Raw genomic sequence first — 12,805 nt, forward strand, 5'->3', positions numbered from 1 at the left:
TTCACGCTCGTCTTTCACCGGCTCATTTGGAGAATGTCGACAGCATGGTTCTTCAAAACCCTGATCCGATCACGGCTTTTTCAGTGATACCGTCTGCCACACACGACGTCGCACGTTCTCTTGGCGTGCTGCCATCCCAACCGCGATCGTTGCTGCCTGGATGATCCATTGAACCGGCGTGGGCGCGCCGACACTGAGAACCACCTGGCCCAGTTGACCAAGAAAGATTGCAGCCACGGCACTTGCGACAACGCTTCCCAAACCGCCGGTCAGCGCCGTGCCGCCGAGCACCACCGCGGCGACCGAGGGCAGCAAATAGTCTTCGCCGACAAACAAATCCGGCGTCTTGAGATAGGCGGCCAACAGGACGCCGCCGAAGGCATAGCACGCGCCCGCCGCAGCATAGCCCACGATGACATAGCGCGTGACACGTATGTTCGACGCGGCCGCGGCAGCCGGGTTCGCTCCGACAGCTTCAAATCTCCTGCCAATCACCGTTGCGCGCGTGACAAGATGTAGGGTAGCGATAAAGAGCGCAGCAGCTGCTGCGATCGCAGGAATGTAGCGTATCTGGCTGACGGCCCAGGCGCTGAACGCAGGACTGACCGGCGTTGGAAAGCCGCCTGAATACCATTGCACCGAGCCAAGCAGCAACGCGTTCATTCCCAAGGTCGCGACGATCGGTGTTATACGCCCAAGTGCAACACAGAGACCGGTCAGCGTCCCGGCCACGGCGCAACCGCCTACCGCGACGATGATCGCCGGCAGGACCAGAGATGGATTCTGATCGGGAACCTTGGTAACCAGAACCGCCGCAAGAGACACCATACCTGGAACGCTGAGGTCGATACCCCCCTGCTGCGCCACCAGAGTCTGGCCTGCCGCAACGATTGCAAGCACGGAAGCAAACGGCAGCATCGCAAGCAGAGACGAGTAGGCAAGACTGCGCGGATAGATCAAACCGCAGACGATGAAAAGCAAGCCTGTCGCGAGCCAGATCGCTCCGAACGGGCCGCCAGTGGTAATCTTCCTGATATCAATCATCACACCCCCCTTTTGACGTTTGCCAGACGCGAGTAGGCAAGGGCCGCCCCGATGATCAACAGTCCGATAAGCCAGAACTGCCATGCCGAATCCAGCTTGATGAATGTCGTGACATTGACGATCTGTTGGACGAGAACTGCACCCATGACAGCACAGAAGAACGACCCGCGTCCGCCAAGCAGACTTGCGCCACCGAGAACGACGGCCGTTATGCTGCTCAGCGTGTAGCTCACGCCTGCTCCCGCATCGCCGACACCGATCTGCGCCATCAGCATCAGCCCGCCGCAGAAGCTCAGGAGAGCTGAACCGACATAGGCTGTCAGAACCGTCAGATCGACATTGACCCCCGACTTGCGAGCATTCGCCTCGTTTGACCCGCTGGCACGCAGGCTCAAACCCCAACGGCTTCGGCGCAAGGCAATCTCCAGAGCGACGGCCATGGCAATGGCTGCGATGAAGGCAACTGGAACAAAGCTTGCCCTTGCCCCAAGCCAGTCGGTGATCCGACCGTCAATCAGGCCATCGGGGACGTTGCGAAGCCAGAGCGACACACCACGGATCGACATGAATGTGACAAGCGTCGCGATGACAGGCGTGATCATTGCCCTTCGTATCAGGAACCAGTTCAAGAAGCCGACGCTTGCACAGGCCAGCAACGCAAGCCCCAAACCCGTCGTCATTCCAGCAGTGGAGCATCCCTCTATCAGGAAGAAGGAACAGATTACCGTGACGAGACCCGCAACCGGGCCGACCGACAGATCAATCCCTGCCGTCATCAACACCAGCATCTGTGCTAGCGTCAGGAAGATCAATGGCGTCAAAAGCATGAGTACATTGCCAAGGTTCCTGGGCATGAGATAGTACGGGCTTATCAGCGAAGCGTAGAGCCCCAGCGCGAGTACGATCGCAAGCAGCACCGCCCCTGGCATGTAGTCCGAGCCAAGAAAACGGCTGCCAAGGGACTGCCGCACGCCCACCCCGCGACTCTTGCGATGTGCCACAGATGTCAACGCCGCCTCAGTGATGTTTTTTTCCGTTACGTCGATGCCGGTAAGCTCGCGAACAATGCCTCCGCGGGAAAACACCAGAACACGGTCACACAATCCCGCAAGTTCTGTCGCGTCCGTCGATGCGATCACGACCGCGACACCCTCATCTGCTTTCTTTCTCAGGATGGAATAAATGTCGAACCGTGCGCCAGCATCGACGCCCTGCGATGGTTCGTCCGCAAGAAGCGCAGAGGGACCGTTCATTAGGGTTCTGGCGATCACAACCTTCTGCTGATTGCCACCTGATAGGTTTCTGACCGGTGCGCCAATCGCGGGGACCTTGATCGACAGGGCCGAAACCTGGCTCGAAACGGCGAGGCGTTCCCGGCCGGACGATACAAAGCCACCGATTGCCCGACGTGCAAGCGACATCAGGCCCGCATTCTTTCCCACCGAGAGCGACATCGCGAGGCCCTCTCGGTGTCTGTCGCGCGGGACGTACGTAATGTTCTGGACCGGCTGGCGACGCTTTCCGTCCTGCACTGTGCCGGCGACCGGCAGAAGCCCCGCAAGTCCTCTCAAAAATTCCCGCTGTCCGTTGCCGTCTATTCCGGCCAGGCCTATGATCTCTCCGCGCCAGACATTCAGCGATATCTGCGAAAAGCCAGGCCCGGACAGATCGGAAATTTCGAGCAACGGTGGTGCCGTCCGATCAATTTGCTGCGGCTTTGGTGGAAAGGCTGCGTCCAGTGTCCGGCCGACGACGAGATTGATGATCTCGGCCTCACTGACCGTTCTTGCGTCGAAGATACCCTGTGCTCGTCCGTCGCGAAGGACCGTGATCCGCTCAGCAATCGCCTTCACCTCATGAATGCGGTGCGAAATGTAGACGATCGCGCAGCCTTGAGCCGCTAGCGCGCGGATTCTTCCAAACAGACGTTCCACCTCATCGCGATCCATATGTTCCGTCGGTTCGTCCAAAATGAGGACTTTCGGGTTGGTCGCGAGGGCCTTTGCGAGGCTGATCAGATGTTGATCAGCTAGCGATAGATCGGCAACCCTGCTCGACGGATTGATTGCAGGCGCCCAGTCGCGAAGCTGCCGCCTCGTCCATTCCTTTGCGCGCGAAATCGGCGGGCGTACCGGTTCAGGCAGGCCGACAAGAAAATTTTCGGTGACAGTGAGCCCGGGAAGCAGTGCCGGGTGCTGATGAACGATCGCCAATCCAAGGGACGCAATTTCGCCCGCTGACAGAAGACCGACATTGCGGCCGCAAATCTTCACAGTGCCGGCATCTGCCTTCAGGTCGCCGGCGGCGACCCCCATCAGTGTCGATTTGCCCGCCCCATTTTCTCCGACGATCGCGTGAATTTCACCGCGAAGCACGCTGAAATCGACAGACTTGAGCGCCCGTACACCGGAAAACGACTTTTCGATTGCCGACAGGCTCAACTGCTGCGGTTCGCGGGCTTCGCCCTGTCCGGGCGCATTGTCCAAATAAACCATGTTGTGCATCGATATCCCACCCGTTCTGATGCCCTGAATGGACTGAAGGTCCGGCAGACGACGGCCCGCCCGACCTAGAGATCACTTCTTGGAAAACAACGCCTTGAGCTGATCTTGCGTCAGGTTCGCGGACAGTGGGACATCGAGAGGCAGACTCTTGTCACAGCGCGGCTGCTTGTCGGAAAGCGTCGAATCTTCAAGCACGCGAGGCTCTTCGACAGAGGGTTCATCAAAGGCAACACCCGCAGCGGCAGCAACCGCCTTGCGGAGCGCCGCGCGGCTTTGCCAGGTATAGGAGCCGACCGTCATCAGTTCGAAAGTCGGGTTGCCCGGTTTGTACTCCTGGAATGCACATCCGAGGTCGTTGATATCTGTCGTTGCGATCGGCACGAGGGGCCTGCCGGCACCGATGAGCGCGCGCAGCGCGCCAACAGTGGATCCGCCGTAGGACGACAGAATTCCATCGATCTGAGGGTATTGCGCAATCAGACCGGTCATCGCCTTCTGCGCTTCGGCGGCCGTATAATTCGTTGTCTGCACGCCCCCGACCAGCTTGATGTCCGGCTTGGTCTCGAAATAGGCAAGGGCAGCGTTGTAAATGGACTGGTCTACGGGGTTGCCGGGCGTTCCGCCGAAAAAAACGACAGTACCCTTGTCATGCAACCGTTTTGCCATCCATTCGGCAAACAGCGTGCCGATCGCCTTGTTATCAGGCACGACGAGATCCGTAAAATCCCTGCCGACTTTTCCGCCTGGGTCCGACACATAGGGCACGACGCTGACACCATCCTTGAAGGCCGACCGCAGGGCCGGGATGAGAGCCGGACCGGCATCGGGATAAATCACAATGGCATCGACACCCTGAGCGACGAGGCCCTGAATATCGGAGATCGATTTCTGCGGATTGAGCTGGCCGTCAGTGTAGAGGACTTCCGAGATATTCTTGCACTTGGAAGCCTCGTCTTCCAGCTCTGCTCTCGTGATCTGCCGCCAGGAATTGCCGTTGAACCCGCTCGCCAATGCGATCTTCAACGGCTTCGTGCCGCAGAATGCCGCAGCCCCGTCAGCAGCGCTCGCCCGCATTGCGGACGTGCCGATCGCCATGCCGGCAACCGTGGCCACGCATGCCGCCATTCGAACAACTCTTATCGTGCGTGAATGTCTTGCCATGCTCATATTTCCTCCCGTTAGAGCATCTCAAATCCTACCCGTTTCGCCGGCCTCCCCGCCGGTGTGCTTCAGGTCCGGACCCTGTCGTCCAGGCCAAGGCCTCGGCCGATAATCTCCTTCATGATTTCCGATGTTCCGGCATAGATCCGGCTCACGCGCGCCGAGCCATACATGCGCGCGATCTCGTATTCTTCGATGAAGCCGGCGCCGCCGTGCAGCTGTAGGCATTCGTCGATGACAAGGCCCTCTGTCTCCGAGGTGACCAGCTTCGCCTCGGCTGCCATGTCGGCGGACAGGGTCTTTTCCAGGTGTTCTGATGCGCAATGGTCGACAAAGGCCCAACCACTGTCGAGCTTGGCCTTTAGCTCCGCCATCTTGAAGCGGGAATTCTGAAACTGACCGATCGGTTTGCCAAAGGCGGTTCGTGTCTTGATGAAATCGAGCGTGATGTCAAAGGCGCGCTGGGCGTGCGAGATGAATTGCACCGAAGCCATCAGCCGCTCTTCTGCAAGGTTCTCGACCAGCATCCGGAATCCGCCCTCGGGATCACCGAGCACGTTCCGTTTAGGAACCCGAACGTTATCGAAGTGAAGTTCGGCTGTGTCCTGCGACTTCAGTCCAATCTTCTCGAGACGCTTGCCTCGACTGAAACCTTCCATGCCTTCTTCGACGATGAAAAGGCCAAGACCATGACGGCTGTCTGCGTTGGTGCGCGCCACAACAACCACAACACTCGAAAGGATACCATTGGAGATATAGGTCTTCGACCCATTGAGAACCCAATGATCACCCTTGTCGACGGCACGCGTTCTAATGCCTGCCAGATCCGAACCGGTGTCCGGCTCGGTCATCGCAATGGCAAGAATTGTCTGTCCCGAGATAATTCCGGGCATAAGAAGCTGCCGCTGATCCTCATCCCCGAACTTGTAGATGTATGGCGCTACAATCCGATTGTGCAATGGTATATACAGGCCATTCTCGCGAGGCGCGAGTTCTTCGCACAGGACCATGTCGTACCGAAAATCGTCGAGGCCCAGCCCCCCGTAACGTTCGTCGGCGAACATGGCGAGAAAACCTTGAGCCCCGGCGCTGCGCCAAATATCGCGGCTGACCATCCCAGCTTTCCTGAAAGCCGCCGAATGGGGAAATACCTCTTCCTCCGCCCACTTGCGAACTGTGTTCCGGAACATCTCATGTTCCGCCTCGAAGATGCGCCGTCTCATTGTCACCTCCTCCGAAACCGCATTTTTTGCGCCACAACCTCTGGGCCCTTGAGCCATCAGCAGCGCCCGGCTTTTCTTGGGCCGACAGTTTCGTTCAGTTCCTCATCCCCGTTGGATTAGGCCTCACCAACGTCCACCCGTCCAATTCATTGGTGGCCGGAGGCATGCCTAGCAGGAATGGGTTGGGTCACAGGGGATGGTGCGCCCCATTTCGAGAAAGGTGTGCCCTACGATCATGCCGGTATGGGGCGCGCCACATCAGGAGCGCCTTGGGAAGGCCCTGACCACATTTTCAGATTGTGTGAGCACTGCGTCGTGCCACCCTGCATCCTGACCGGTCGGCGCGGCATCCGGACGGGGATTGCCGAAGTCGAACTGCATCAACAGACCTGCAAGCTTCGTTGCCTCTTTTGCAAGATTGTGGGTCGCAGCGTTCGACTGCTCAACCATGGCCGCATTCTGCTGTGTACCCTGGTCAATCGTGCTGACCGCCGTGCTGATCTCGCGCAAGCTGTGCGACTGTTCGCGTGCAGTCTCGACAATGGCCACAACGTGCCCGCTGACGTCCTGCACCTCGTCATTAATTTGTTGCAGCGACTGTCCGGTCTTTCCGACAAGAGCGACGCCGGTTGATACATCGCCCACGGAAATATCAATGAACCCCTTGATCTCCTTAGCAGCAGCGGCAGAGCGTTGTGCCAGCTCCCGCACCTCCTGCGCGACCACGGCGAACCCCTTCCCAGCCTCTCCCGCACGCGCGGCCTCGACGCCGGCATTCAGAGCAAGCAGATTGGTCTGGAACGCGATGTCTTCGATCAAGCCGATGATTGCCGTTATTTCGGCAGAGGATTTTGCGATCTTCTGCATCGCGGCGACCGCGTCCTCAACAAGAACGGTAGAGGTGGCCGCACCGTCGCGGGTATGGGCCACAAGTTCACCGACCTTTTCTAGCCGCCCTGACGAGCTCTTGATTGTTTCCGTGATCTGCTGGAGCGCTGCCGATGTCTGCTCGACCGAGGCGGCCTGCTGCTCGGTGCGCCTCGCGAGATCGTCGGCGGCAGAGCGGATCTCGTTTGCACCAGCGCTGATCGAGCCGACGGACTGGCTGATCGTCGAAAGTGTTCTAGCCAAACCTTCCACAGCCTGGTTGAAATGCACTCGAATTGCATCGAGACTGCCTGCAAAAGATCCCTCGATGCGATGCGTCAGTTTTCCGTTGGCAAGCGCAAGCAGACCGGCGCCAACACCCTCAACAGCCAGCTTTATTTCTGCGGCCTCACGCGCCTTTTCCTGTTCTCGGCTGGTCCTTTCGGCCTCCGCCGCAGTCCGGGCGGCTCGAGCGTCACGTTCAAGTCGCAGTTGCTCGATTGCATTGTCCTGGAAAGTTTTGACGGCCGAAGCCATGCTTCCGAGCTCGTCCCGGCGCCCCAGACCATAGATCGGCTCATCCGTATCGCCTGATGCAAGGCTGAGCATGCGCAAGCGCAGTTTATCGATAGGACCGGTTATTTCGCGCTTGCTGATCAGCATCGCCAGAGCAATGCCCAGCATGAAAACGAAACTCAGCCCGGCCAATGAATAGACGATCGACGTGCTTGTTTCCTTTCGCAGCTGTTCATTCTTGCTGTCGATTTTGTCACTCGATTGATTGATCCATTGACGCATTTTTGGAAGAAGCGCCGCGAGCTTGAGGTCGATCGTCAGCAGCGCCTCGCCTGAAGCATCCTGCCCGACCAGATTGGTGTCGATGACATCGTCGGCAACGGCAACAATATCATGTGCATCGCCAGCAAAGCCATCGATGGTTTTGGCTTCTTCCGGATAGCTCTTGGAAGCCGTGGCCAGCAACTGGAACAGCCGTTCCTTGTTCTTGGCGAAGTCTTCGCCGGCCGCCTTTCCGGTGTCGGAATCCCGGCCGTAACGCTGCATCAGACTGAAGTCATAGGCAAGCGCTAGCAGCCGCTGACTCGCAATCGCTACGTTGATTTCGGCGCGCGCATCTTTCTCGATAAAGGTCGAGTAGACCGCGCCTGCAGCGTAGAAGTTGTTGGATGTGTGAAGAATTCCCCCGATGCCAACCAGACAAGTCGGCACGAATACGCAGAGGACTTTCGAACGAATTTTCAGATTTCGCATCAGCATTTCTAGCTTCCCAACGCTTGGTTGATGACCCGAGGTTCGACCCGACCAACATGCGTCGAACCCTTGAAGGCGATGGCTTGATGTCGAGAGGACGCAGCCTTACAAGCGCAGCAGCCTTGACACTGCTGTAGGCAGGTGTGTTCGTGGAAGAGGTTGGGTTCCTCGCGAAAACCAGCGCCTCTGTCCTCAAATGCCTGGCTTCGAATCATTCAAGGTGTCGAAGCGGAAAAGGCATCTCATACTTAGTCGGACTAATAATCCCGCTGTTGCTATACAACCTGAGTAGGCAGACTGAACGGTGGCCATTCCTGTAGGGCAACGTGTCGGCGGAAGTGGCGCGCTGCGCTTCCTGGGTTCCGCGGCGCGCCAATGTCTCACGCGCGATTAGTCGTCTGGTGTTCGGGCAAACGATCAATAACCCATTCGCTTGAGATCTTCGGGCAGGAATGTCTGACCACTCCGGTTCTTCACCGCCGGAATGTCAGCGACACGCTCCTGCCAGCGCTTGATAGCGCCCAGGTCAGGGGGAACGATCCCGAGCGCTTCGGCAAAGGCAAGTCCGGCAAGGAGCGTGATATCCGCCATCGAGAATTCGTCGCCGGCGAGAAACGTCTGCTTCTCCAGGACGCCATTGAAGTATTTCAGCCCTTCCTTCGCCTTCTCGCCTTCGCGAGCACCCATCTCGGCGCGAGCTTCCCATTCCGGGCTTTTGAAGGCCCCCAGCGCCGGTCCAAGTCCGGGTGTAGCATGATGGAAGAAGACGCCAAGCGGATCCAGCACGAACGCTTCGGCGCGGCGCTGCATCATGTGGATGATGCCCTTTTCCTTTGCCGTCCTGCCCGTCAGTTGCGGCTTCCCGTCGAGATTGTCGAGATATTCCGTGATGGCGGTGCACTCGGAGATCAGAGTGCCGTCATCGAGTTCCAGAACAGGAAGAACGCCCGCAGGGTTTTTCGCCAGGAAGGCCGGCTGCTTGTGTTCAGCCGCCATCAAGTCGATAGGCACATACTCGACCTTCGGTTCGAGATCCTTCTGTGCAACGACAATGCGGATGCGCGTCGGGTTCGGAAAGCCTGGACGATCGTAAATTTTCATTGGTTAGCCTCTGTCTAGGGTTAGCGTCGCTATTTCCGCAGCTAGGGGTATCTTCAAAGCGGCGGAGCCGTTTCCCACACGGTACTGGCGCTTTCGATCAGCGCTCCAATCCGTAGGATGGTGTCCTCGTCAAGCCAACGCGAGACGAGCTGAACGTTGATCGGAAGGTGTTCCGAGCTCATTCGAAAGGGAACCGACAGCCCCGGAAGCCCCGTCAAGTTGAACGGACAAGTTGCACGCATCATCTGGCTTGCATCGATCGTCTGGCCATCGACGACCAGTTCTGGTAGCTGATGAGGAGGCGCGGTGAACGGAATAACCGGGCACAGAAGAACGTCGAATGTCTCGAAGTAGGCCGCAAAGGCCGACTTCAGCTGCACCATCAGCGCTTGGGCAGCAATGTAGTCCTTAAGGGACGGGTCCTGCGCCTCGGCAAAGAACTTCCCGATGAAATGGAGATCGTCTTCCCGGCCAGCAACAAGGCGGCGGAAATCGTCAAGGAGTTCCCCAAGGAAAAGGATGTTCGCCGGTCCGACGAAATTGTTTTCTTCCAATAGCGGAATTCGTGCGGTTTCGACCTCGTGGCCGAGCCCTTCCAAAAGCGTGCCTGCGGCCTCGACGGCTGCCACGATCTCAGGGTCTGTCGGACCAAATGCCCTCGACAACACGCCGATGCGCACCGGACGTCCCGCAAGCGGCTGCTGGGCAGCTGTGGCATTTCGGGCGTAGATCGAATAGGGATCGATGCCGTCCGACCCCTTGAGATGGTCAAACATCGTCGCGACATCCCGGACGCTTCTTGCCATCGGACCGATATGCCAATAGCGGCTTAGAAAGTTTGGGATGTGACCAGTATACGGCACTCGACCATGCGTCGGCTTCAGACCGACGATGCCAGTCAACGCTGCTGGCCCGCGCACCGAAATTGCAACGTCCGAGCCAAGTCCCATTGGCGACATGCCGGCTGCAATGCTGGCAGATTCACCGCCACTCGATCCACCTGGCGTACGATCGAGGTTCCAGGGATTGTTGGTCCGTCCCGTCACCAGATTATCGGTCTCGGTCCAGCACGAAAATTCCGGCACATTCGTCTTGGCAAGCGGGATCGCACCAGCCGACTTCATTCGCGCAACCGACGGGGCATCCTTTTGCGCGACATTGCCAGCGAGCAGCTTCGACCCGCCATGCGTAAGCACGCCGCCAAGATCGATAACGTCCTTGATCGTAAAGGGGACACCATGAAGCGGCGGGAGTTCGTCGCCGTCCATCACCGCCTGTTCTGCTCGCTTGGCGCCCTCGAGGGCCTGATCGGCAAGCAGGGTAACAATCGCATTGACCTTGCCATTTACAGCTTCGATCCGCTCAAGATGGGAGATGACAATCTCCACAGGCGACACGGCTTTTGTGCGGATCAATGCCGCCATGGCTGTGGCATCCCGGTAGTACAGCGCGTCAGTCGCGATCTGGTCGTTGCTCATGGTCTTTTCTCCTTGGCCTTCGTTCATTGTTGCTGCGGACAAGCCGCAGAAATGCGCAACGGCCAGAGCCGGCCCCTAGTGCCTGATGACCACCTTGCCGAAGACGTTGCGTCCGCCAAGGCGTGCAAGTGCCTTGTCAAATTCGGCAAAGGCAAAACTAGAATCGATAACCGGATGGATCTTGTGATTGGCAATCGTGCGGATCATCTCCTCAAGATCAGAACGACTGCCAACGCCGATGCATTCGTAGCGTGCCTGGCTGATGAACAAACGCATGAAATCGACCGGCGGCTGATCACCCCCCGCGGTCAATGCGCCGACAATCGAGACCTGCCCGTGGTAGCCAACCGCCTGCATCGACTGCAGAAGCGTTCTAGGGCCGCCAACCTCGATGATCCGATCCACACCCAGGCCTGACGTCAGTTCCTTTGCGACCTGTGACCACTCAGGGATGGCTCGGACATCGATAACATCGCTGGCACCGAGTGCCTTCAGACGGTCGGCCTTGTCGGCAGACGTCGTTGTGGCAATGACACGCGCGCCCAGCGCACGAGCAAGTTTGATGGCAAACAGCGCGACGCCGCCGGAACCTTGCGTGAGAACGGTATCACCTGGGTTAACGCCTTGCAGCGCGGACCAAGCGGTCACGGCCGAGCACGGAAGAGTCGCCGCTTCCTCGAAACTCAGATGCGCAGGCATGCGCGACAGCGCTTCTGCAGAGATGACACGGTGCGTCGAAAGCCAGCCGTCAACCGTAGTTGCGAACTGCGTCGGGCGGACGCGCAACGGGCCGCCAAACCACTGCGGATAAAACGAGTTGACGACATGGTCGCCAACTGCAAAGCGCGTCACGCCCTCGCCCACCGCAACGACCTCGCCCGCGGCATCGGAAAGCGGGATGACGCCCGGCTTCGACGGAAACGGGTAGCGCCCGTTCAAGACTGCGAGATCACGGGCATTAAGCGCGTTGGCATGAATGCGCACAGCCACCTCGCCCGGACCTGGGCCTTTGATAGATTCGACAACCCGGGAAAGGCTGGCAGGATCGCCCGGCGTCATTAGTCGGTAGGCTTCGGTTTCCAGGTTCGACATCTGCATGCACTCTTTTCAAGGGGCGGTTGATCAGCGCGCTGATCGCTTGATTCAGATATGACACGCGATATACTGTTTGATAATACGCCCTTATTTGATCAGGCTGTACTGTGGAACTTAACAATGAATCAGGTCGAACTGGACGGTTTGGCGATATTTCTCGCCGTTGCAGAACAGAAGGGCTTTCGCTCGGCTGCAAGGGAACTCGGTGTAACCCCCTCGGCCGTCAGCCAGGCTATACGGTCCCTTGAGCACCGCGTCGGCGCCCCTCTTCTGTCCCGCACCACGCGAAGTGTCAGCCTGACGGAAGCAGGCCAGCAACTGCTTGCCCATGCAAAGCCGGCCGCGGATATGTTCCAAGCTGGTCTCGATGCTGCCCGTGACCTTGGAGAGCAACCCAGTGGCCACTTACGCATCAATGCGCCGCGTCCGACGGTTTCCTTGCTCATCAATCAACTCCTCCCTGAATTTAGCCACGCCTTTCCGAAGATCAGTCTCGAACTCGTTGGTGAGGACGAATTGGTCGATATTGTCGATCAAGGCTTCGACGCCGGAATTCGTCTCGGACATACAATCGAGGTCGACATGGTGTCCACGTGGCTGACGCAGCCGCAGAAATATGTCGTCGTCGGCACACCGGACGTATTTGAGCGCTACGGGACGCCGACAAGACCTGCCGATCTGCAAAAGCTTCCAGCGATCCTTATGCGTCGCAATGGTCAGATTGCACACACTTGGGAATTTTCAAAAGACGAGCAAAGTCTGCGCGTCGGCGTCGACGGGCCACTTATTGTCAACGACTACGAAGCGAGTATTCGCGCAGCCCTGCGTGGCGTCGGTATTCTTTATATTGTCAGGTCACTCATCGCCGAGTTCTTGGAAAACGGCAGCCTCATCTCCGTTCTCGACCCCTTCTCAAGGCATGTCCCCGGTCTTAGCCTCTATTATCCGAGCCGCAGCCAGTCTCTTCCAAAGCTGCGGGCCTTTGTCGAGTTTGCGACCCGTCGCTTGCGACACGAGCTACCAACGGATGCGTTTTCAGCGAGGTTGCCGGCAAAACGTTGAT

Annotated in this window: 9 protein-coding genes; 1 reads left to right on the forward strand and 8 read right to left on the reverse strand. The window is 58.3% G+C overall.

From position 1 onward, the window contains the following. Nucleotides 1–69 precede the first annotated feature (69 nt). The 8 genes from AC13RC_RS25015 to AC13RC_RS25050 all read right to left on the reverse strand — a co-directional run bounded on the left by AC13RC_RS25015 (nucleotide 70) and on the right by AC13RC_RS25050 (nucleotide 11,745). On the reverse strand, nucleotides 70–1,044 hold the full coding sequence (locus AC13RC_RS25015) for an ABC transporter permease (RefSeq protein ID WP_488558769.1): 975 nt from the start codon (nucleotides 1,042–1,044) through the stop codon (nucleotides 70–72). Next, nucleotides 1,044–3,539 carry an ATP-binding cassette domain-containing protein gene (locus tag AC13RC_RS25020; protein ID WP_488558770.1) on the reverse strand — a complete coding sequence of 832 codons (2,496 nt, stop codon included), beginning with the start codon at nucleotides 3,537–3,539 and terminating at the stop codon, nucleotides 1,044–1,046. The genes AC13RC_RS25015 and AC13RC_RS25020 overlap by 1 nt, the downstream gene beginning before the upstream one ends. 81 nt (nucleotides 3,540–3,620) lie before the next feature. Next, the gene (locus AC13RC_RS25025; RefSeq protein ID WP_488558771.1) at nucleotides 3,621–4,709 is read right to left on the reverse strand and encodes a substrate-binding domain-containing protein; all 1,089 of its coding nucleotides are present in this window, start codon (nucleotides 4,707–4,709) and stop codon (nucleotides 3,621–3,623) included. A 68-nt stretch (nucleotides 4,710–4,777) separates the two neighbouring features. After that, nucleotides 4,778–5,932, reverse strand: coding sequence for an acyl-CoA dehydrogenase family protein (locus AC13RC_RS25030; protein WP_488558772.1), 1,155 nt, complete (start codon nucleotides 5,930–5,932; stop codon nucleotides 4,778–4,780). A 258-nt stretch (nucleotides 5,933–6,190) separates the two neighbouring features. Continuing rightward, complete coding sequence (locus AC13RC_RS25035; protein WP_488558773.1) at nucleotides 6,191–8,074, reverse strand: methyl-accepting chemotaxis protein; 1,884 nt, start codon at nucleotides 8,072–8,074, stop codon at nucleotides 6,191–6,193. 411 nt (nucleotides 8,075–8,485) lie between these two features. Beyond that, nucleotides 8,486–9,169, reverse strand: coding sequence for a glutathione S-transferase family protein (locus AC13RC_RS25040; RefSeq protein WP_488558774.1), 684 nt, complete (start codon nucleotides 9,167–9,169; stop codon nucleotides 8,486–8,488). A gap of 53 nt (nucleotides 9,170–9,222) precedes the next feature. Next, a complete protein-coding gene (locus AC13RC_RS25045) occupies nucleotides 9,223–10,647 on the reverse strand; it encodes an amidase (RefSeq protein WP_488558775.1) in 1,425 nt (474 codons plus the stop codon). Nucleotides 10,648–10,722: 75 nt separating this feature from the next. Next, complete coding sequence (locus tag AC13RC_RS25050; RefSeq protein WP_488558776.1) at nucleotides 10,723–11,745, reverse strand: zinc-dependent alcohol dehydrogenase family protein; 1,023 nt, start codon at nucleotides 11,743–11,745, stop codon at nucleotides 10,723–10,725. A gap of 117 nt (nucleotides 11,746–11,862) precedes the next feature. On the opposite strand from AC13RC_RS25050, the gene AC13RC_RS25055 reads away from it, so the two are divergent. Further along, nucleotides 11,863–12,804, forward strand: coding sequence for a LysR family transcriptional regulator (locus AC13RC_RS25055; RefSeq protein ID WP_488558777.1), 942 nt, complete (start codon nucleotides 11,863–11,865; stop codon nucleotides 12,802–12,804). Nucleotide 12,805: the final 1 nt, after the last annotated feature.

The organism is Martinezella sp. CNPSo 3890, from assembly GCF_057784455.1.

Bases quoted from the DNA above. Each gene is read 5' to 3' on its own strand.
- AC13RC_RS25015 (WP_488558769.1), bottom strand. From the start codon at position 1,044: ATGATTGATATCAGGAAGATTACCACTGGCGGCCCGTTCGGAGCGATC.
- AC13RC_RS25020 (WP_488558770.1), bottom strand. From the start codon at position 3,539: ATGGTTTATTTGGACAATGCGCCCGGACAGGGCGAAGCCCGCGAACCG.
- AC13RC_RS25025 (WP_488558771.1), bottom strand. From the start codon at position 4,709: ATGGCAAGACATTCACGCACGATAAGAGTTGTTCGAATGGCGGCATGC.
- AC13RC_RS25030 (WP_488558772.1), bottom strand. From the start codon at position 5,932: ATGAGACGGCGCATCTTCGAGGCGGAACATGAGATGTTCCGGAACACA.
- AC13RC_RS25035 (WP_488558773.1), bottom strand. From the start codon at position 8,074: ATGCTGATGCGAAATCTGAAAATTCGTTCGAAAGTCCTCTGCGTATTC.
- AC13RC_RS25040 (WP_488558774.1), bottom strand. From the start codon at position 9,169: ATGAAAATTTACGATCGTCCAGGCTTTCCGAACCCGACGCGCATCCGC.
- AC13RC_RS25045 (WP_488558775.1), bottom strand. From the start codon at position 10,647: ATGAGCAACGACCAGATCGCGACTGACGCGCTGTACTACCGGGATGCC.
- AC13RC_RS25050 (WP_488558776.1), bottom strand. From the start codon at position 11,745: ATGCAGATGTCGAACCTGGAAACCGAAGCCTACCGACTAATGACGCCG.
- AC13RC_RS25055 (WP_488558777.1), top strand. From the start codon at position 11,863: ATGAATCAGGTCGAACTGGACGGTTTGGCGATATTTCTCGCCGTTGCA.